19 protein-coding genes are annotated in these 19,052 nt (G+C 71.3%); 9 read left to right on the forward strand and 10 right to left on the reverse strand.

The annotated features are described in order from the left end of the window. Positions 1–22: 22 nt before the first annotated feature. The gene (gene ssb, locus ON759_RS05505; protein WP_271679353.1) at positions 23–526 is read right to left on the reverse strand and encodes a single-stranded DNA-binding protein; all 504 of its coding nucleotides are present in this window, start codon (positions 524–526) and stop codon (positions 23–25) included. Between the two features lie 149 nt (positions 527–675). Between ssb and ON759_RS05510 the strand changes: the two genes are divergently transcribed. Continuing rightward, positions 676–1,683, forward strand: coding sequence for a polyprenyl synthetase family protein (locus ON759_RS05510; protein WP_271679354.1), 1,008 nt, complete (start codon positions 676–678; stop codon positions 1,681–1,683). Between the two features lie 19 nt (positions 1,684–1,702). Here ON759_RS05510 and ON759_RS05515 read toward each other — a convergent pair whose 3' ends face one another. The 4 genes from ON759_RS05515 to ON759_RS05530 all read right to left on the reverse strand — a co-directional run bounded on the left by ON759_RS05515 (position 1,703) and on the right by ON759_RS05530 (position 7,979). Next, positions 1,703–2,500 (reverse strand): dienelactone hydrolase family protein, encoded by a 798-nt coding sequence (locus tag ON759_RS05515; RefSeq protein ID WP_271679355.1) that lies wholly within the window; start codon positions 2,498–2,500, stop codon positions 1,703–1,705. A gap of 85 nt (positions 2,501–2,585) precedes the next feature. Then, positions 2,586–3,995, reverse strand: coding sequence for a UDP-N-acetylmuramoyl-L-alanine--D-glutamate ligase (murD, locus tag ON759_RS05520; protein ID WP_271679356.1), 1,410 nt, complete (start codon positions 3,993–3,995; stop codon positions 2,586–2,588). Positions 3,996–3,999: 4 nt separating this feature from the next. Continuing rightward, positions 4,000–5,361, reverse strand: coding sequence for a UDP-N-acetyl-alpha-D-muramoyl-L-alanyl-L-glutamate epimerase (gene murL / locus ON759_RS05525; RefSeq protein ID WP_271679357.1), 1,362 nt, complete (start codon positions 5,359–5,361; stop codon positions 4,000–4,002). Next, complete coding sequence (locus ON759_RS05530) at positions 5,358–7,979, reverse strand: bifunctional aspartate kinase/diaminopimelate decarboxylase (RefSeq protein WP_271679358.1); 2,622 nt, start codon at positions 7,977–7,979, stop codon at positions 5,358–5,360. Before ON759_RS05530 ends, murL begins: the two co-directional genes overlap by 4 nt. 88 nt (positions 7,980–8,067) lie before the next feature. Here ON759_RS05530 and ON759_RS05535 point away from each other — a divergent pair, with 88 nt between their 5' ends. After that, complete coding sequence (locus ON759_RS05535; protein WP_271679359.1) at positions 8,068–8,952, forward strand: PhzF family phenazine biosynthesis protein; 885 nt, start codon at positions 8,068–8,070, stop codon at positions 8,950–8,952. 60 nt (positions 8,953–9,012) lie between these two features. Here ON759_RS05535 and ON759_RS05540 read toward each other — a convergent pair whose 3' ends face one another. After that, the gene (locus tag ON759_RS05540; protein WP_271679360.1) at positions 9,013–9,690 is read right to left on the reverse strand and encodes a glycine zipper 2TM domain-containing protein; all 678 of its coding nucleotides are present in this window, start codon (positions 9,688–9,690) and stop codon (positions 9,013–9,015) included. Between the two features lie 128 nt (positions 9,691–9,818). Further along, positions 9,819–10,259, reverse strand: a complete 441-nt coding sequence (locus tag ON759_RS05545) for an OsmC family protein (RefSeq protein ID WP_271679361.1) — start codon at positions 10,257–10,259, stop codon at positions 9,819–9,821. Positions 10,260–10,479: 220 nt separating this feature from the next. Here ON759_RS05545 and fusA point away from each other — a divergent pair, with 220 nt between their 5' ends. The 6 genes from fusA to ON759_RS05575 are packed head-to-tail and all read left to right on the forward strand — an operon-like array spanning position 10,480 to position 15,166. Beyond that, positions 10,480–12,528, forward strand: coding sequence for an elongation factor G (gene fusA / locus ON759_RS05550; RefSeq protein WP_271679362.1), 2,049 nt, complete (start codon positions 10,480–10,482; stop codon positions 12,526–12,528). Positions 12,529–12,530: 2 nt separating this feature from the next. Further along, complete coding sequence (locus ON759_RS05555) at positions 12,531–12,905, forward strand: hypothetical protein (protein ID WP_271679363.1); 375 nt, start codon at positions 12,531–12,533, stop codon at positions 12,903–12,905. A gap of 41 nt (positions 12,906–12,946) precedes the next feature. Beyond that, positions 12,947–13,480: a M23 family metallopeptidase gene (locus tag ON759_RS05560; RefSeq protein ID WP_271679364.1), complete on the forward strand. Its 534-nt coding sequence runs from the start codon at positions 12,947–12,949 to the stop codon at positions 13,478–13,480. 45 nt (positions 13,481–13,525) lie between these two features. Next, complete coding sequence (locus tag ON759_RS05565) at positions 13,526–14,077, forward strand: YceB family lipoprotein (RefSeq protein WP_271679365.1); 552 nt, start codon at positions 13,526–13,528, stop codon at positions 14,075–14,077. Between the two features lie 4 nt (positions 14,078–14,081). After that, positions 14,082–14,453, forward strand: coding sequence for a hypothetical protein (locus ON759_RS05570; protein WP_271679366.1), 372 nt, complete (start codon positions 14,082–14,084; stop codon positions 14,451–14,453). Next, positions 14,450–15,166: a hypothetical protein gene (locus ON759_RS05575; protein ID WP_271679367.1), complete on the forward strand. Its 717-nt coding sequence runs from the start codon at positions 14,450–14,452 to the stop codon at positions 15,164–15,166. The genes ON759_RS05570 and ON759_RS05575 overlap by 4 nt, the downstream gene beginning before the upstream one ends. Before the next feature lie 6 nt (positions 15,167–15,172). Here ON759_RS05575 and ON759_RS05580 read toward each other — a convergent pair whose 3' ends face one another. Beyond that, positions 15,173–17,389, reverse strand: a complete 2,217-nt coding sequence (locus ON759_RS05580; protein ID WP_271679368.1) for a DUF5916 domain-containing protein — start codon at positions 17,387–17,389, stop codon at positions 15,173–15,175. Positions 17,390–17,553: 164 nt separating this feature from the next. Next, positions 17,554–18,018, reverse strand: a complete 465-nt coding sequence (locus ON759_RS05585) for an SET domain-containing protein (protein WP_271679369.1) — start codon at positions 18,016–18,018, stop codon at positions 17,554–17,556. Positions 18,019–18,138: 120 nt separating this feature from the next. Here ON759_RS05585 and ON759_RS05590 point away from each other — a divergent pair, with 120 nt between their 5' ends. Then, positions 18,139–18,699 (forward strand): c-type cytochrome, encoded by a 561-nt coding sequence (locus ON759_RS05590; protein WP_271679370.1) that lies wholly within the window; start codon positions 18,139–18,141, stop codon positions 18,697–18,699. Between the two features lie 31 nt (positions 18,700–18,730). On the opposite strand, the gene ON759_RS05595 is transcribed toward ON759_RS05590, so the two are convergent. Then, positions 18,731–18,982, reverse strand: coding sequence for a hypothetical protein (locus ON759_RS05595; RefSeq protein WP_271679371.1), 252 nt, complete (start codon positions 18,980–18,982; stop codon positions 18,731–18,733). Positions 18,983–19,052: the final 70 nt, after the last annotated feature.

Here is a 19,052-nt window from a genome sequence, read left to right on the forward strand (position 1 = left end):
TGAACCGGTGGGGTCACGCGCGTCAGAACGGGATGTCGTCGTCGAACGGCACGTCGTCGAAGTTCGCCGGCTTGGCCTGCGCCGGTTCGCGACGCTGCGCCGGCTGGCGCTGCGGTCGATCGCCACCATAGCCGCCGCCACCGCCACCGCGCTGGTAGCCACCGCCGCCACCGCCCTCGCCACCGCGCTGGCCGTCGCCGCCGCCAAGCATCTGCATCTCGTCGGCGATGATGTCGGTGGTGTACTGCTTCACCCCGTCCTTCTCGTAGCTGCCGTACTCGATGCGGCCCTCGATGTAGACCTGGCGACCCTTCTTCAGGTACTCGCCGGCGATCTCGCCGAGCTTGCCGAACAGCTTGACGCGGTGCCACTCGGTCTTTTCCTGGTTGTTGCCGTCGCGATCCTTGCGCACGCTGGTGGTGGCCAGCGACAGCGTGGTGATCGCCATCCCGCCCTGCGTGTACTTCACGTCCGGGTCGTTGCCCAGGTTGCCGACCAGGATCACCTTGTTGACGCCGCGTGCCATGTTCTTCCTCGAATCGCTGCCGCCCGGCTTGGGCGCCTTGCATTGGATGATACCAGCGCCCCCCGGGGCAGCCGGCGGATGCCGCCTGCACGGGTCGGGGAACCCCCCGCAACGCCTATAATTCCGGGCTCCAGACTCCGATCCCGCCCATGCCCGACACCGCCACCCCGCCCGTGCAGCCCGACCTCCGGGCCATCCAGGCCCTCGCCGCGCCCGACATGGCGGCGGTGGACGCGCTGATCCGCCGGCGGCTGGCCTCCGACGTGGTGCTGATCAACCAGGTCGCCGAATACATCATCGGCGCCGGCGGCAAGCGCCTGCGGCCGATGCTGCTGCTGCTGGCGGCGGGCGCGCTGGGCGGACGCGGCGGGATCGGGCCGGACGCGCACCAGCTCGCGGCGGTGGTCGAGTTCATCCATACCGCCACCCTGCTGCACGACGACGTGGTCGACGAATCCGACCTGCGCCGCGGCCGGCGCACCGCGAACGCGGTCTGGGGCAATGCGGCCAGCGTGCTGGTCGGCGACTTCCTGTACTCGCGCAGCTTCCAGCTGATGGTCGAACTGGACCGGCTGGAGGTGATGCGGATCCTCGCCGACACCACCAACACCATCGCCGAGGGCGAGGTGCTGCAGCTGCTGCACGTGCGCAACCCGGACACCGACGAAGCCGCCTACCTGCGGGTGATCGAGCGCAAGACGGCGATCCTGTTCGCCGCCGCGACCCGCCTCGGGGCCTTGCTGGCGGGCGCCGACGCGGCCGCCTGCGAGGCGATGCACCGCTACGGCCTGGCCTTGGGCTATGCGTTCCAGATCGCCGACGACGTGCTGGACTACGCCTCCGACGCCGAAACGATGGGCAAGAATCTCGGCGACGACCTCGCCGAAGGCAAGGCCACCCTGCCGCTGATCCACGCGATGCGGCACAGCGACGCCGCCACCCGCGGGGAACTGCGGCGGATCGTGGAGCATGGCGAGGTCGACGCGCTGCCGACCGTGCAGGCCGCGATCGCCGCCTGCGGCAGCCTGGCGTACAGCCGCCAGCGCGCGTCCGAATACGCGCACGCCGCCGACGAGGCGCTGTCCGCCCTGCCGGCCAACGAGTACACCGCCGCCCTGCGCGGGCTGGCGCGCTACGCGATCCACCGCGACCACTGAGCGGTCGCGGCGCGGCCGGTCAGTCCGCCGCGAACCGTTCGCGGAAGAAGTCGTCCATCATCCGGTACGCGCGCTTCGCCGCACGTTCGTCGTAGCGGCAGTTGCTGGCGGGATCGGTGCCCGCGCTGGCCTCGGCGAAGCAGTGCACCGCGCCACTGAAGTCGACGAACTGCCAGTCCGCGCCGGCCGCATCCATTTCCTTCTCGAAGGCGAGGATGTCGGCATCCGATACCGCCTTGTCGTCGGCGCCGTTCAGCACCAGCACCGGCGTGCGCACCCGGTCCGCGGTCGGCGACTGCTTGCCGGGCGCCAGCCCGCCATGCAGGCTCACGACGCCGGCCAGGCCGGCGCCCTCGCGCGCCAGTTCCAGCACCGTGGACCCGCCGAAGCAGAACCCGAACGCACCCAGCTTGTCCGCCTGCAGCGGCGCCTTGCCGGCCTGCGCCTTCAACGCGCCGACCGCGCCGTCGATGCGCGCGCGCAGCACGCTGCGATCGTCGCCGCGCAGCCCGCCGGCGAGCTTGCCGGCCTCGCCGGCATCCTTGGGCCGGTTGCCCTTGCCGTACACGTCGGCCACCAGCACCACGTAGTCCTTCCCGGCCACCGCCTTGGCGCGCTCCACCGCATCGTCGGTCACGCCCATCCAGTTCGGCACCATCACCAGCCCCGGGCGCTTGGCGGTGCTGGCATCGTCGTAGACGACGTAGCCGCTGAAGCGGTCCTTGCCCACCGTCCATTCCACCGGCCTGGCCTGCATGGCCGCGAGCGCGGGGGTGGCGACGCACAACAAGGCGAGGGCGAGCAGCGAGCGGCGCATGGCGGGTCTCCGTGGGTGATGCGTGCACGCTACCGAGGGGGGATTCAGCCGGCGTGAACGACCGCCTCGCCCCGCGTGCGATCGCTCAGGCGATGCCCATCCCGGCGATGCCGGCGATGGCCTCGGCGTCGAAGCCGGCCAGCCGGGCGAAATCGCGGCCGCGCGCCACGTAATCCTTGTACAGGCCGAAGCTGGGCGCTCCGGGCGACAACAGCACCACGCCACCGGCCGGCAGCGCGGCACGCGCCTGCGCGATGGCCTCGGTGAGGTCGCGCGCGGCGGTCAGCGCGAACCGGCCCTGCGCCGCGACCGGCGCGAGCAGGTCATGGATGCGCGGGCCGTTCTGCGCCACGGTCCCGTGGCCCATGGTCACGATCGCGCGCGGCGCCTCGTCGCGCATCGCGTCGGCGAACGCGTCCCAAGGCAAGCCGCGGTCGTGGCCGCCGACCAGCACCGCGACCGGTCGCTCGCGATACAGCGCCAGCGCGGCCAGGGTCGCCATCGGCGTGGTGCTGATCGAATCGTTGACGTAGAGGAGGCCGTCGCGTTCGCCCAGCGGCTGCAGGCGATGCGGCAACGGCTGGAAGCGCGCCGCGTGCGGTGCCAGCGCGACCGCATCCAGGCCGATCGCCTCCAGCGCGGTCAGCACCGCGCACAGGTTGCTGCGGTTATGGTGCCCGGGCAGCGGCATCGCCGCGGTGTCCATGACGCGCAGCGCACCGCGATGCAGGTCGTCGCCACGCAGGTGCCAGCCCGCGGCATCGCCATACCAGCGGATCTCGCTGTCGGGCAGGCGCAACGCAGCCAGCACCGGGTCGGCGGCGTTCAGCACCGCGACCCGCGGGCGGCCGCCGGTGACCAGCGCGAGCTTGTCCTCGACGTAGCGTTGCTGGCTGCCGTGCCAGTCCAGGTGCTCGGGATGCAGGTTGGTGACGATGGCCACCTGCGGCCGCGCGCCGGAGGCCGCCACGTCGCCGGTCTGGTAGCTCGACAACTCGACCGCCCAGGCATCGGCCTGCGCGTCGAGCAGTTCCAGCAACGGCACGCCGATGTTGCCGGCCAGCGCGGTGCGCAAGCCCGACGCGCGCAGCAGGTGCGCGAGCAGCGAGGACGTGGTGCTCTTGCCCTTGGTGCCAGTGACGCACAGCGTGCGCGCCATGGTGCCGTCGTCGGCATGCTCGGCGAACCACAGCGCGGTGCCGCCGACGAAGCGGGTGCCGGCGGCGCTGGCCGCCTGCGCCTCGGGCCGGTACGGGCTGATGCCGGGCGACTTCACCACCACGTCGAACGCGGACAATCGCTCCGCGGTGGCGGCATGTTCCAGGGCCAGCCGCGGGTCGCACAGCGCGGCCGCCTCGGCGGCTTCGGCTTCGCTGCAGAACAGGGTCAGCGCGAGCTCGGGAAGCCGCGCGCGCAAGGCGGCATGCGCGGCCCGCCCCTCCCTGCCCCATCCCCACAGGGCGACGCGTTGGCCGGCGAGGTCGGCGATGCGCATGCGGTCAGGGCGCGAAACGCAGGCGCAGGCGCTGCCAGAGGGCATCCGGCACGCGATGCTCATCGTCCGGGACCAGCAGCGGTTCGATCCGCAGGGCATTGGCGTCGAGCTGCGGCGCGATCTCGCGGGCGAAACGCGCAACCAGCGCATCCTCGCGCCATTCCGGCCGCTGCGCGAGCGCGGCCATCGCCGCGCGCGATTCGCGGCCCTCGCCCACGCATTCGAAGGGCTTGTGGTCCTGGTACTCGAGCAACGCGTCGAAGCCGGCGACCTGCGCGGGGTCGTCGAGCAGGTTGCGCCCGAAGATCGTGACCAGCCGGGTCTTGGGCATGAACGGCGCCAGCGCCAGGAACACGAAGTGGCATTTCGGGCAGACCCCGCACCAGCGGCTGGTCGGGCGCTCGCCGAGGATGTGGAAGTTGCGGTTGCAGCTGGAGAAATGCGCGTCGTAATGCTGGCTGCGGGCGAACTGACGGGCCACCGCGAGTTCGCTCAGCGGCCGCAGCAGCGAGTAGTAGCGCAGGTCCGCGGCGACGTGCGACTGCAGCCAGCCGGCGAACATCGACTCGAAAGCCCAGCCCTTGGACCACTGGTGGTTGACCTCGCCGGTCCCGGGGATCAGCGAACCGTAGCTGGCCGAGCGCTCGTTGGAGAACACCACCTGGTCCATGCCCAGCACGACCGCGGCGAAGGCCAGGATCGCGGAGTTCACCGCGGTCACCGGGATGTGCCCGTTCCAGGCGCCCTGGCGGTTGAAGTCGAACAATTGGGGCGCCAGCTGGCGGCCGATATTGAGGGTCGGCAGGCCGGTGTGCGCGGCGCAGGCCGCGATGAGTTGCGAGCCGCCGATCCAGGTCACGGTCTGCGCCACGCCTTCCGCGCGCAACGCCTCGATGCTGACCAGCGAATCCTTGCCGCCGCCGATCGCGACCAGCGCATGCGCCTGCAGGCCGAGCACCGGCGCGACGGCATCCGCGGCCCCGCCGTGCGGGAAGCGGATCCGCTCGCGCAGGTCCAGCCCATTGCGGTAGGCGAACTCGCCCAGCCCGTTGAGGTACACCTGCTCGAGGAAGGCCGCGGTGGCGGCATCGATCGGCTCGCCTTCCACCTGCAATTGCGCGGGCACTGCCGCCTTGTAGTAGCTGACGCCGGCGACCAGGTGCAGCACGCGCAGCGCCTGCCGCGCCGCCTGCGCGCGCGCCGCGTCGAGCCGGAACGGCGCGCCCGGCAAGGTCACCGTCTCCACCAGCTCGGGGCCGTCGTCGAAGGCGTACACGAGCCGCGCCACGCCGGTGTCGGCATCGAAGCCGCAGCGCACGAAGCGGAAAGCGCGGATCGCGTCGCGGTCGAAGGTCCAATCGTTCATGCGCTCACGCCTTCATCGAGCAGGTCTTGCGCGGGACGCGCCCGCAGGTTGTATTCGCTGGCCATGCTGTAGCCGTAGGCACCGGCGTCGGCGACCAGCATCACGTCGCCCGGCGCGGTGGCCGCCGGCAGCTTCACCCGCTGGCCGAACACGTCGCTCGATTCGCAGATCGGGCCGACCACGTCGAAGTCGGTGTCGGCGGCCTCGTCCAGCCGCGAAAGGTCGTGGATGTCGTGCCAGGCGTCGTACAGCGCCGGGCGGATCAGCGCGTTCATGCCGGCATCCAGCCCGACCCGGCGCACGCCGTCCTTCTCCACCACCTGGGTCGCGCCGGCCAGCAGCACGCCCGCCTCCGCCACCAGGAAACGGCCCGGCTCGATCGCGAAGCGGAACGCCGGATGGATCGCCTTCACCTCGGCCAGACCTTGGGCCCAGGCCGCGAGGTCGAAGGGTTCATCGTCGTCGCTGTAGGCGACCGGCAGCCCGCCGCCGATGTCGATGGTCTCGACGCTGCCGATCCGCCGCGCGAACCCGGCGAGCTCGTCGACCACCTGCTTCCAGTGGCCGACGGTCTCGATCCCGCTGCCGAGGTGCGCATGCAGGCCGGTGATGCGGATGTCGAGCGCGCGCGCCAGCGCCATGAATTCGTCCACGCGCTGCGCCGACAGCCCGAACTTGGATTCCCTGCCGCCGGTGGTGACCTTCGCGTGGTGGCCGTCGCCATGCCCGAGGTCGATGCGCAGCCACAGCGCGTGGCCGCGGAACACCTCCGGCCAGCGCCTCAGCAGCTCGACGTTGTCCACCGTGACCTGCACGCCGCGCGCGAGCGCCTGCGCGTACTCCGCGACCGGCGCGAAGCTCGGGGTGAACAACACGCGCCGCGGATCCAGGCCGGGCACCGCGGCCAGCGCGTTCTCGACCTCGCCCAGCGACACGCATTCCAGTCCGAAGCCTTCCGCCGCCAGCGCGCGCAGCAGGCCCGGATGCGCGTTCGCCTTGGTGGCGTAGTAGTGGCGGTCGATCGCCGGGATCGCGAGCAGCGCACGCGCCCGGGCGCGCACCGTGGGCAGGTGGTAGGCGTAGCGCGGCGTGCCCTGCGCGGCGAGCGCGAGCAGGCGTTCGCGCGCGGCCGGCGCGCGCCACCACGGCGTCGGCCGCGGACGCACCGTGCCCTCGAGTTCGCGCCAGCGCGGGCCGAACACGCCGGCCTCGTACACCGGCATCGCGCCGGAATCGATCAGCGCCGCGTGCAGCTTGGCCAGCATGCCGTCTGCGGCGGCCTCGTCGACCACGAAGGTCAGGTTGAGGTCGTTGGAGGACTGCGAGACCAGGTGCACGCGCTCGCGCCCGAACATCGCCCACACCTCGGACAGCTTGTGCAGCAGCGAGCGCATGCCGCGCCCGACCAGGGTGATCGCCGCGCAGGGCACGATCACCTTGACCCGGCAGACCTGCGCCAGGTCCTCGGACAGGCGCGCGAGCACGTCGGTGTTGACCAGGTTCTCGGACGGATCCAGCGAGACGGTGACGTTGGTCTCCGACGAACCGATCAGGTCCACCGACAGGCCGTGGCGCTTGAAGCGCTCGAACACGTCGGCGAGGAAGCCGACCTGCTGCCACATGCCGATGCCTTCCATCGACACCAGCACGATGCCGTTGCGGCGCGAGATCGCCTTGACCCCGGGCACCGGGCGCGCGCCTTCGTCGATGGTGGTGCCGGGCAACGCCGGGCGCTCGGTGTCGAGGATCGCCAGCGGCACGCCGGCGTCGCGGCAGGGCTTGATCGAGCGCGGGTGCAGGACCTTGGCGCCGGTGGTGGCGATTTCCTGCGCTTCGTAATAGTCGAGCCGGGTGAGCAGGCGCGCATCCGGCACCTCGCGCGGATTGGCGCTGAACATGCCGGGCACGTCGGTCCAGATCTCGACCCGGCGGGCACCAAGCAAGGCGCCGAAGTACGCGGCCGAGGTGTCCGAACCACCGCGCCCGAGGATCGCGGTGCCGCCGTCGCCATGGCGGGCGATGAAACCCTGGGTCAGCAGCAGGCGCGTCGGTTGCGCGCCCAGGCCTGCGCGCACCGCGGGATCGGCCTGCCAGTGGCAGTTCACCGACAGGCGCTGCGCCCACTCGGTCTGGTTGGGCATCGGCGGCAGCACGCGCAGCCAGTCGCGCGCATCGACCCAGCCGATGTCGACGCCCTGGGCCTGGAGGTAGGCAACGCCGAGCGTGGAGGACAGCAGTTCGCCCTGCGCCAGCACCTCGGCCTGCCAGTCCAGCGCGCGCGCCGCGGCGCGCGGATCGGCGAGCAACGCCTGCAGGGCGGCAAGCCGCGCACCCAGCACGACGTCGGCGTCGAGGCCGAGTTCACCGGCGAAGCCGCGATGCCGCTGCACCAGCGCATCCGCCTGCGCCGCGGCGTCGGCCGCGCCGTCGGCAATCGCGGTGAGCATGTTGGTCACCCCGGACAACGCCGAGACCACCACCAGCACGCGCGCGCCGTGCGCCTCCGCGCGCTCTTGCGCCAACCGGCCGATGGTGTCCCAGCGCGCGCGGCGGGACACGGACGTCCCCCCGAACTTCAGCACCAACCAGGGGACATCGGGCTCGGAACGGGGCGGCATGGGTCCTGGCACGTGCGGGAAGGGAATGCCGCGGCCGCGCGGCTGGTGCATTCTAGCCGGCCCCCGCCCACCAGGACCGCACCGCGCCATGCCCCGTCGTTATGTGCAACTCGATGTCTTCGCCTCGCGGCCGGGCGCCGGCAACCCGCTGGCGGTCGTGCTCGATGCGACCGGGCTGGACGATGCCGCGATGCAGGCGATCGCACGCTGGACGCGCCTGCCCGAGACCACCTTCGTGTTCCCCGCGCAATCGGGCGACGCCAGTTACGGCATCCGCATCTTCAGCCCGCGCCGCGAAGTGCCGTTCGCCGGGCATCCCAGCGTCGGCACCGCGCATGCAGTGCTCGACGCGGGGCTGGCGACGCCGCGCGACGGCTTGCTGGTGCAGGACGGGATCGCCGGCAAGCTGCCGCTGAAGGTCGTGGGCGACGGCGCGGCGCGCACGGTCGCGGTGCGCACGCCCCGCGCCCGCGTGCAGGACATCGCCAGTCCCGGCGACGCGCGCCTGCGTGCGGCGCTGGCCGGCCTGCAGCTCGGCGCGCTGCCACCGGTGCTGATGGACGGGGGCCGCCGCTGGTGGCTGGCCGAGCTCGCCGACGAGGCGCACCTGCGCGCGATGCAACCGGACTGGGACGCCATCGCCGCGCTCGCCGAGGCGACCGACAGCATGGGCCTGTTCGTGTACGCGCGCAGCAGCGACCCGGTGTACTACTTCGCGGTGCGCGCCTTTGTCGGCGCCCCCGCGCGCTTCGAGGATGCCGCCTCGGGCGCGGCCAACGCCACCCTGGCGGCCTGGCTGGCGGAACGCGGCGCGCTGCCCGGCGAGCCGGGGGGCTTCTACCGAGTCAGCCAGGGCCGCGAGGTCGGGCACGACGCGATCATCGAGCTGCAGGTCGACGCCGAGGGCGAAGTGTGGTCCGGAGGGCGAGCGGTCGCGGTGGTCACCGGTGGCCTCGACTGGCCCGGCGCCTGATCCCTCATCCCATGCGAAGAAGGGGCCTTGCGGCCCCTTCCTGTTCCACGCGATGCCGGATCACTCCGGGCTGACGTCGACCCGCACGCGGATGCGGTCGCCCGGGTGGTAATCCATCCGGCGGGTGTACTGCCGGCCGTTGTACTCGTAGGTCACGTCGTAGGCGGTGGCGCCGCCGGTGCGGTAACCGCCATAGCCCGCGTTGCCGTAGCGGCCATCGACGGGTTCCGGATCGCAGACGCGGACGACGCCCGGGCGCACGTAGCGGTCGCGCTGGGTCTGTTCGTAGATCTGCCGGCCAGCCATGCCGCCGACCATCGAGCCGATCGCGGTCGCCGCGTAGGTGCCGCTGCCGCCGCCGACCTTGCTGCCCAGCACCGCACCCGCGATGCCGCCGGCGATGGTGGCGATGTTGCGGCCGGCGGTGGTCCCGGCCTGCGGGCGACCGTAGGCATCGTAGCCGTCGTTGCGATCGCCATCGGAGCCGTAGTACCCGTCGCGCTCGTAGCGGCCGGCCGTGGTCGATTCGTAGCAGCGCTGGCCGCCGTAGTGGGTGGTGCGGTCATAGCGCCCGTCGACCACCGGATCGACGCGCAACACGCGGGCGTAATCGGTGTACGCGTCACCGCGCGCGTAATCGCCATAGGCATCGCCACGCGACGGATAGCTCTGGGCGCTGGCGGTGCCGCCCGCGGCGAGGCCGGCGGCCAGGATCAGGAGGGGGGCAACACGCGTCATGGCTGGCTCCGTGCGCCGGGAAAGGGTGGATGGCCGGCGTGGGATGCACGTTGCCGCCGGCCGGGTGACGCGCCCCTGAACCCGACCGGCTGCCGCTGAACCGTTAAGCGCAGCGACAGCCGCGGTCTTCAGTTGGCCTCGAGCGTGGCCTGCAACTGCACCGGCACCGCCAGCGCGCGGGAAATCACGCAGCCCGCCTTCGCCTGCTGGGCGAGGTCGTCGAACGTGGCGACATCGATCCCGGGCACGCGGGCGGCCAGGACCAGGGTGACGCCGGTGACGGTGGGCCCCGGGTCCATGCCCGGCTCCATGGTGACCTCGGCGCGGGTGCGGATTTCGTCGGGGACGAAACCGGCCTTGCCGAGCACCGCCGACAGCGCCATCGAGAAGCAGCCGGCATGCGCGGCGGCCAGCAGCTCCTCCGGATTGGTCCCGGTCTCGTCGCCGAAGCGGGTCTTGAACGAGAAATTCTGGTCCGCGAACAGCCCGCTCTGCGGCGTGCTGATGCTGCCGGAGCCGGCCTGCAGGTCGCCCTGCCAGCGGGCGTCGGCATAACGCTTGAATGCCATCGATCCAACCTCCGGGAAAGGAAGCCGCACGCTAACCGTGCGTCCGTTGGCCCGGCGTCAAGGCAGGGATGCCATCGGTCGCGCGGAGGCGTATCGTGGGGGTCCGCCATGACCGCCCGCCGAGCGCAGGCTCGGTCGATGCGCTCTCCCCTGCGGACAGCCATGACGCCCGCCCCCATGCCGGGGGCATTCACCCCTCGACCTTGGGAGGAACGGGCTCATGTCCTATTCGACACACCAGATCCGCAACGTGGCCCTCGCGGGCCATCCCGGCGCCGGCAAGACCACGCTGTTCGAAGCCCTGCTGCATGCCGGCGGCGCCCTGCAGGCGGCAGGCACGATCGAACGCGGCAACACCGTGTCCGACTTCGACCCGATCGAACGCGAGCGCGGCCACTCCATCGATGCCGCCATCGCCAGCACCGACCACGGCGGCATCCACGTCAACCTCATCGACACCCCCGGCTACCCGGACTTCCGCGGCCCGGCGCTGTCTGCGCTGGCCGCGGTCGAGACCGTGGCGATCGTGGTCGATGCCGACACCGGCGTCGGCCACGGCAGCCGCCGGATGATGGAATACGCGCGCCAGCGCGGCCTGTGCCGGGCGATCGTGGTCAACAAGATCGACCACGCCGGGCACGACCTCGCCGCCCTGATGGAGGCGTTGCGCGCGGAGTTCGGCCCCGAGGCGCTGCCGCTCAACCTGCCCGCCGATGGCGGGGCGCGGGTGGTGGACTGCTTCGGCCAGCGCGAGGGCGACAGCGACCTCGGCCCGGTCGCCGACTGGCACCAGAAGATCATCGACCAGGTGGTCGAGATCAACGAGACGGTGATGGACCATTACCTCGACCTCGGCGAGGACGGCCTGTCCGGGCAGGAACTGCACGATGCCTTCGAGCAATGCCTGCGCGAGGGCCACTTGGTGCCGGTGTGCTTCGTCTCCGCGCGCAGCGGGGCCGGCGTCCGCGAATTGCTGGACGTCGCCGAACGGCTGTTCCCGCACCCGGGCGAAGCCAACCCGCCGCCGTTCGTGAAGGGCACCGGCGAGGACGCGCAACCGATCGCCGCCAGCCCGGATCCTGGCGCGCACGTGATCGCCGACGTGTTCAAGGTCATCAACGATCCCTTCGTCGGCAAGCTCGGGGTGTTCCGCGTCTACCAGGGCACCATCCGCAAGGACGGCACGCTGTTCGTCGACGACGGCAAGAAGCCGTTCAAGGTCGCGCACCTGTTCAAGTTGAAGGGCAAGGAGCATGTCGAGGTGGCGCAGGCGATCCCCGGCGACATCGCCGCGGTCGCGAAGGTCGACGAGCTGCACTTCGACGCCGTGCTGCACGACAGCCACGACGAGGACCACATCCACCTCGCGCCGCTCGCCTTCCCGAAGCCGATGTTCGGCCTCGCGGTGGAACCGGCCAGCAAGGGCCAGGAGCAGAAGCTTGGCACCGCGCTGCACAAGCTCGCCGAGGAGGACCCGGCGTTCGCGGTGGAACACAACGTCGAGACCAACGAGACGGTGATCCGCGGGCTGTCCGACCTGCACCTGCGGGTCATGCTGCAGCGGCTGAAGGACCGCCATGCGGTGGAGGTGAAGACGCACCCGCCGCGCATCGCCTACCGCGAGACCGTCAGCGCCCGCGCCGAGGGCCACCACCGCCACAAGAAGCAGACCGGCGGCGCCGGCCAGTTCGGCGAGGTGTTCCTGCGCATCGAACCGTTGCCGCGCGGCGCCGGTTTCGACTTCGTGGACGAGGTCAAGGGCGGGACGATCCCCGGCCAGTTCCTGCCGGCGGTGGAAAAGGGCGTGCGCCAGGCGCTGGCCAGCGGCGCGATCGCCGGCTATCCGATGCAGGACATCCGCGTGGTGGTCTACGACGGCAAGCACCATCCGGTGGACAGCAAGGAAGTCGCGTTCATCGCCGCCGGCAAGAAGGCCTTCCTGGATGCCGTGGGCAAGGCCAGGCCGCAGGTGCTGGAGCCGATCGCCGACCTCGAGGTCAGTGCGCCCGAGCAGCACATGGGCGACATCAGCGGCGGGCTGTCCTCCAAGCGTGCGCGGATCAACGGCACCGACACCCTGCGCGGCGGCGAGATCGTGGTGAAGGCGCAGGTGCCGATGTCGGAGCTCGAAGGCTACGCCGCGGAACTGAAGTCGGTGACCGCGGGGCGCGGTCGCTACGCCTTGGACTTCAGCCATTACGAACCGGTGCCGGCGCAGGTCCAGCAGCGGCTGGTGGAGGCCTGGAAACCGCACCACGACGAGGACTGAGGATGGCGGGCGGGTTCGACCTGCGCGCCGCGGCCCTGCGCGGCTTCGTGCTGCTGATGGCCGCCTCGACCCTCAATGCGGTGCGGCTGCTGGCCACGCGCGGCCCCGAGGTGGCCGCCGCCTTCCCCGGCGGCGGCGATCTCCTGCGGCCGCTGTCGGTCGCCCTGGCCTTGGGGCTGCTGGCCAGCTACCTCGGCCTCTGGCGGTGGCGGCGCTGGGGGATCTGGCTGGCGATGGCGATGTCGATCCTGACCATCGGCGCCGACATCGCGTGGCGGGCGCCGCGCCTGCACCTGGGCGCAGCACTGGCGTCGACGGCCGCCTTGTTCCTGCTGGTCGCGGCGAACCGCCATCGCTTCCCGGCCAGCGCGCGATAGAGCTTCGCAAGCGCTTCACCGGGATCGGCGATGGTGGCGGGATGCGCCGCTTGTTGCCCGTCTTGCTCCTGCTGTCGCTCGCCATCACGGGGCTGGTGGTCGCCTGGCCGAAGTTGCAGGTCGTCGCCGCGCTGTGGCGCCTGTCGCGGATGCCGGCGCCCTCGACCTTGCCGGTCCCGGTCGAAGGCGTGCGTGCCCGCGACATCGCAGACACCTGGGGCGGTCCGCGCAGTGGCGGCCGCAGGCACCAGGGCACCGACATCTTCGCCCCGCGGGGTACACCAGTCCGCAGCGCGACGGCCGGGGTGATCGCACGGCAGGGCGACTTCGGGATCGGCGGACGCCACGTCTGGGTGATCGGACCGGGCGGTGAACGGCATTACTACGCGCACCTCGACGATTGGGCGCCGGGTCTGCGCGCTTGGCGGGTGGTGCGACCTGGCGACCTGCTCGGCTTCGTCGGCACCACCGGCAACGCACGCGGCACCCCACCCCACCTGCATTACGGCATCTATGCCGGCGACGGCGCCATCAATCCTTACCCTCGCCTGCACGATGCGAAATCGGCACACTGACCGCCCGGCGCGGCGTGTCCCGCGCGATAGATGGCAGGCAGCCCGATGGCCAGACTCCGACTCCTCCTTGCCCTGCTGTGCCTGGCCTTGCTGGCCGCCTGTTCCAGCGTCGGCACTTCGGTGCTGCTGGGGCGCGACCTCAGCTTCACCGCGCCGCAGCTGCAATCGCAACTGGACCGCAAGTTCCCGCGCGACTACCGCAAGCTCGGCGGTCTGCTGAGCTTCAGCCTGATGAACCCGCGCCTCACCCTGCCCGGCGGCGGCCGCCTGCACCTGGCGTTCGACATCGGCATGGGCGGTCCCGGCGGCAGCCCGCGCACGCCCTCCGGCCGCTTCGAAGTGGAAAGCGGGCTGCGCTTCGATCCCGGCACGCGCGGCCTGCACCTCGACCAGCCGGAGATCGTCTCGGTCGACGTGCCCGCGCTCGGCGGCGCCATGAACGACAGCGCGCGCACCCTGCTCAATGGCTGGCTGCTCGACTACGCCCGCGAGGAACCGGTGTACCGGCTCGACGACAGCACGGTCGGCAGGATGGCCTCGCGCCGCATCGAACGCGTGGACATCGACCCGGGCGTCATCACCATCCGACTGGACTGACCGCATGCGCCACCTTGCACTGCTCTGCGCCTGCCTCCTGCTCGCCGCCTGCGGCGGCAAGGGCGACGGCCGCGACGACGCGGCGACGGCCGACGGCAACCTGCCGATCCCAGCCGGCACCCCGCGCTCGGTGACCGGGATGCCGGATCCGGGCCGGCCGCTTGCGGTGCCCCGCGAGGCCCAGCCGGCCGAGGCCGGGACAACGTCTGTCGAAGCCGACATGGCATCCGGGGCGGAGACTGCGGCGACCGATGGCGCCGAGGCCGGGTCGCCTGACTCCGCACCGCCGGTCGTCGAGCTTGCGGAGGAGCCGGCGCCGGCACCTCCGACGCACCCGGTTGCGGAACCCACGCCGTCGGTTCCGCCCGCCCAATGACCCGCGCCTGTTCACGCGGCTGGCTGCTGGCAGGGGTGGCGGCCCTGGCCGCCTGCCAACGGGACGCGCCGCCGAGCGCGCCGCTTGCCATCGAGGCGCCGGCACCCGCCACGCCTGCGCCACCGGCTGAAACCGCCTCACCGACGGTGGCCAGCGAGGACTGGACGCTCCCCGGCACGCTGGGACCGCTGACCACGCGGCAGGCACTCGAAGCCCGCTTCGGCAAGGCCAACGTGCGCGAGGAGACCTTCGACGGGGCGGAAGGCATCGGCACCTACCCCGCCCTGGTCGTGTTCCCGCACGATCCGTCGCGGCGTCTGGAACTTGTCCTCGACGCCGAGGACAAGGACGCCCCGATCCAGGAGCTGCGGGTGCGCGCGCCGGGCTCGCGCTGGCGGGACGCCAGCGGGCTGCGGATGGGCATGACCCTGTCCGAGCTGGTCGCGCTGAACGGTGCGCCGATCAGCTTCTACGGCCTGGAATGGGACTACGGCGGCACCGTGCAGGACTGGCATGGCGGCAGGCTGGCGAATGCCGCCGGCGCCGCGCTGTTCCGGCGGGTCACCTTGGGCGCCCGTGCGGGCACATCGCCGGACGCGGTGCCGATCGGCGATTCGGTGTTCCGCAGCGACGACCCGCGCCTGGCCGGCGTGGGCGACGCGCTGGAAGTCGCGGAGTTCGGCATCAGCTGGCCGCGCGAGGGCGAGGACTGAGCGACCCTACAGCTCGAAGCGGTAGGCCAGCTTCACCAGCAGCTGCTCGTCGTCGCGCAGCGAGAACGCGTCGCCGAACTGCTCGAACGCACCGGCGGCATACCCGTCGTAACCGAAGCCGCCGCGTCCGTAGACCACGTACAGGTTGGACAGCGGCGCCAGCTCGTAGCGGTAACGCACCTGGAACCCGAGGTTGCGCAGGCTGAACGGCTCGACCACGTCGTTGCTCGCCTGCACGCGGCCATCGGCCGCGATCCGCCAGGGCCGCGGGTTGTCGGCATCCAGCCCCAGCGCTTCAAGCTTCACCCGCAGCTCGTGGCGGGTACCGATGTTCCAGTTGAGGCTGGCGGACAGGTCGTAGCGGTTCATCTGGAAGCCGCTGACCAAGTTGTCTTCTTGCCAGACCAGGAATTCCTGGTCCATCACGTGGCCCACCCACACCTCGACGTTCAGCGCGTCGCCGAAGTGGCGGGTCGCCTCGAACGAGCCGCTCCAGCCGATCGGGGTGTCGCTGCGCACGCCGCCACGCAGGCCCAGGCTCCATTCGGTCTCGAATTGCCAATCGCCACGACGCGGCCATTCGCGGCTTACGACGCCATTGAAACCCGCCTGCGTGCGCATCGCGCCGTTGCCGCGGGTGATACGGTCGTCGTAGGCGGCGGTGCGCGCCTGCACGTTCCAGAACAGGTTGCCGCCATCGCGGCGCTGGCTGTTGCGCGACATCCGGAACTGCCGCTGCAGCCAGGTGCCGCCGGTGTTCTGCAGCCCCTCGATGCGCCAGCGCCAGTTATGCGAAGCGTAGGCCGACGCCGCCGGCAGGTCGGTGATGCGGCGCCCGACTTCCCACTGCGCGTAATTGAGGTCGGCGCGTCCGAGGTAGCCGGCGTCGTTGACCTCGAAGTCCTTGCCGTAGTGGATCAGGATGCCGGTCTGCCGCCAGCCGCCCGCCATCTCCTTCTGCAGCAGGGTGGTGAAGGCGACGTCGCGCACGTGGTCGCCGTGCACCGCGACATCGCTGCCGACCAGGGTGGAGGCGACGGTCAGGCTGGGATCGGGCTGCCAGCGATGGTCGATGCCGAACACCCGGGCGCTGCGATCGAGGAACGGTCGGTCGACCGTGGTCAGCATCGCGCCGACCTGCTGGCTGCCGATCGTGCGTTGCAGACGCAACGCGCCGAAGCGCCGGCCGGCATCGCCGCGCTCGTCGGCGAGGAAGGCGCCGTACTGGGTGCCGCCGATGCTGCCGTTGAACTTGACCGCGCCGAGGATGTCGGCCGGGCCGCTGCCGTCGTCGGCCAGCCCGCCGACGCGGCGGGTGTACAGCAACTGGCTGTTGTCGAACACCAGCCCGAAGTCGAAGAAGCCCTGGTTCTCCGTGAAGAACGGGCGCTTGTCGCTGAAGAAGGTCTCCTCGGCGCTGAAGTTCACCACCAGCGAATCGCTCTCGACCTGGCCGAAGTCGGGGTTGAGCGTCGCGGTCAGCTGGAACTGCCCGTTGGGCTTCCAGAACAGGTCCGCGCCGGCGTCGAAGCTGTTGTCGCGGGACACCAGGTCGTGCACGCCGACCACGTAGGGCGTGATCGCCAGCAGCGACTGAGAATGGGCGTCGACCTGCAGCTTCTCGAACTGGTTGAGGAACTGCGGGCGCTCGAAGCTTACCGCCGGCCACGCCATGCGCTCGCCGACGCTGCCGACCACCCGGTCCAGGTACACCGCGATGGTGCGCTTGCCGTCCACCGCGCGCTGCATCGGCGCGGTATGCCACGGGATGAGGAATTCCGCGGTCCATTCGCCTGTGCCATCGACCACCGCGTGCTGCCAGCTGCCGTCCCAGTCGCTGCTGAAGTTGCCGCCGCTGGTGATCGTGGAGTCCTGGATGCCGTCGCTGGCGCTGAGGGTGAAGTCGTAGCCGCTGCGGCCATCGCCCTCGAAGTCCAGCATCACGTTGACCCGGTCGATGCCGACGTCTTCGTCGCGCCGGCTGCGCTGCCGCGGCGTCTCGATGCCGGGCAGCTTGGTGTTGCGGAAGGCGACCGACAGCCCCTCCGGCGTGGCCAGGATCCAGGCTTCCGTGGGATGGCGGGTGGCGGCCTGGGTGAACGGCTGGACCATCCGGAAATCGGTGACATGGCGCGCGCCCTGCCATTCCGCCGGATCGATGACGCCATCCACCTTGACCTGCGCGGCGGCCGGCGCGGACAGCGCCGACAGCAGCGCGAGCATCTGGAGGGAGCGTGGGGGCGTCGGGCGCATCGAGGGCGGCAACCGTGGACCGCGTCGTGCGGCGACCGGCGCACCTTAGCCATGCACGGCCGTGGCGCACACTGGCACAGGTCATGTAAACCTTCGGCACGCGCGGCGCATCCGCGCGCCGCCGGGATCGCGGGTCAGCGCTTGGGACGCAGCATGGTCCCGGTGCAGTGCCTGGCGCCGCAGCGGCAGGCCCAGATCTTCTTCAGCCGCGGGGTGTGGCGCTCGGCCAGGGTGATCCCGTAGTCGTAGGTCAGTTCCTCGCCCGGCTTGATCGCACGGATCGCCTCGATGAACACCCGCGACTTCTCGGGATCGTCCTCGTGCTCGATCAGCACCGCCTCGCAGTTCGGATCGCAGCTGTGGTTGATCCAGCGCGCGCTGTTGCCCTCGAAGTTGGCGTCGATCACGAACACCTCGTTCAGGGTGAACAGGAAGGTGTGGCCGCTCTCGACATCGCCGCTGTCGCCGGCATCGACCTCCTCGTGGGTGCGGCGACGGCCCTTGTATTCGATCAGGCGCTCGCCCTTGCTGATCGGCTGGATGGCGAACATGCCGTTGCCGTGGATGGCGGAACGGCGGGTGGCGATCTTCTTCGGCATGGGTGGGCGCTGGATGGGGAGCCGGCATTGTGGCCCAGCCGACCATCGGGCGTCACTGCAATGGCCGGTCATCGAAAAGATGCGCGTTATCCCGCCCACATCCCCGCAACCGCCATCGCCATGACCCGCCCGCATCCCACCGTCCTGACCGCGATCGCGCTTGCCCTGCTGCTCGGCGCCTGCAACGCCAACCTGTCCGCGCCGAAGGCCGCCAGCCCGCAGGCTTCGGCCAAGCCCGCGACCAGCAGCGACGCCGACCTGCTGGCGCGCGGCGAATACCTGGTGCGCATCACCGGCTGCAATGACTGTCATACCGCCGGCTACACCGAGAAGGCCGGCGGCCTCCCGACCTCGGCCTGGCTGCTCGGCTCGCCACTGGGGTATTCGGGGCCGTGGGGCACCACGTATGCGGCGAACCTGCGCCTGCGCCTCGCCGACATGGACGAGGCCGAATGGATGACCTTCTCGGCGACCCTGCGCACCCGCCCGATCATGCCGGACTTCGCCCTGCGCGCGATGCATGACGACGACCGCCGCGCGATCTACCGTTTCATCCGCTCGCTGGGCACGGGAGGCACCAAGGCACCCGAGTACCTGCCGCCCGGCAGCGCACCGCCGGCCCCGTTCTTCCAGCTGGTGCTGCCGCCGGCGCCGCCCGCCAACCCGCCCGCGGGCGGCTGAACGCCGCGCTCGACGCACGCATCGGCAGACGTCAGCGGAACAGGAACCACGCGCCGCCGCTCCACCACAGCGCCATGGCGATGCCGAACATCGCCCAGAAGCCCTTGCGCAACCCGCGCGCGATGCGCCACGCGGCGAACACCGCCAGCGCGAGCAAGGCCCAGCGCAACAGGCGCGAACGCTCGGCGCCGGGTTCGGCGGCGACCACGCGCTCGACCAGTTGCCCGACCCCGGCCTGCAGGGTGTCGTGGAAGGCGACGTGCGGCTTGCTCTGGGTGTACATGGCGTTGGGCTCCGGCGTCCGGATCGGACACGGCCATTCTCGACATGCGCATCGCCGGCGCCATGCGCGA

Origin of the sequence: Thermomonas mangrovi (assembly GCF_028201335.1) — a bacterium.
In the GTDB taxonomy this organism is placed as follows: Bacteria; Pseudomonadota; Gammaproteobacteria; order Xanthomonadales; family Xanthomonadaceae; genus Thermomonas; species Thermomonas mangrovi.

Coding starts and splice junctions, on each gene's coding strand:
- ON759_RS05535 (WP_271679359.1), top strand. CDS start 8,068: ATGCCCCGTCGTTATGTGCAACTCGATGTCTTCGCCTCGCGGCCGGGC.
- fusA (WP_271679362.1), top strand. CDS start 10,480: ATGTCCTATTCGACACACCAGATCCGCAACGTGGCCCTCGCGGGCCAT.
- ON759_RS05560 (WP_271679364.1), top strand. CDS start 12,947: ATGCGCCGCTTGTTGCCCGTCTTGCTCCTGCTGTCGCTCGCCATCACG.
- ON759_RS05590 (WP_271679370.1), top strand. CDS start 18,139: ATGACCCGCCCGCATCCCACCGTCCTGACCGCGATCGCGCTTGCCCTG.
- ON759_RS05570 (WP_271679366.1), top strand. CDS start 14,082: ATGCGCCACCTTGCACTGCTCTGCGCCTGCCTCCTGCTCGCCGCCTGC.
- ON759_RS05555 (WP_271679363.1), top strand. CDS start 12,531: ATGGCGGGCGGGTTCGACCTGCGCGCCGCGGCCCTGCGCGGCTTCGTG.
- ON759_RS05515 (WP_271679355.1), bottom strand. CDS start 2,500: ATGCGCCGCTCGCTGCTCGCCCTCGCCTTGTTGTGCGTCGCCACCCCC.
- ON759_RS05595 (WP_271679371.1), bottom strand. CDS start 18,982: ATGTACACCCAGAGCAAGCCGCACGTCGCCTTCCACGACACCCTGCAG.
- ON759_RS05565 (WP_271679365.1), top strand. CDS start 13,526: ATGGCCAGACTCCGACTCCTCCTTGCCCTGCTGTGCCTGGCCTTGCTG.
- ON759_RS05540 (WP_271679360.1), bottom strand. CDS start 9,690: ATGACGCGTGTTGCCCCCCTCCTGATCCTGGCCGCCGGCCTCGCCGCG.
- ON759_RS05510 (WP_271679354.1), top strand. CDS start 676: ATGCCCGACACCGCCACCCCGCCCGTGCAGCCCGACCTCCGGGCCATC.
- ON759_RS05585 (WP_271679369.1), bottom strand. CDS start 18,018: ATGCCGAAGAAGATCGCCACCCGCCGTTCCGCCATCCACGGCAACGGC.
- ssb (WP_271679353.1), bottom strand. CDS start 526: ATGGCACGCGGCGTCAACAAGGTGATCCTGGTCGGCAACCTGGGCAAC.
- ON759_RS05580 (WP_271679368.1), bottom strand. CDS start 17,389: ATGCTCGCGCTGCTGTCGGCGCTGTCCGCGCCGGCCGCCGCGCAGGTC.
- murL (WP_271679357.1), bottom strand. CDS start 5,361: ATGAACGATTGGACCTTCGACCGCGACGCGATCCGCGCTTTCCGCTTC.
- ON759_RS05545 (WP_271679361.1), bottom strand. CDS start 10,259: ATGGCATTCAAGCGTTATGCCGACGCCCGCTGGCAGGGCGACCTGCAG.
- murD (WP_271679356.1), bottom strand. CDS start 3,995: ATGCGCATCGCCGACCTCGCCGGCCAACGCGTCGCCCTGTGGGGATGG.
- ON759_RS05575 (WP_271679367.1), top strand. CDS start 14,450: ATGACCCGCGCCTGTTCACGCGGCTGGCTGCTGGCAGGGGTGGCGGCC.
- ON759_RS05530 (WP_271679358.1), bottom strand. CDS start 7,979: ATGCCGCCCCGTTCCGAGCCCGATGTCCCCTGGTTGGTGCTGAAGTTC.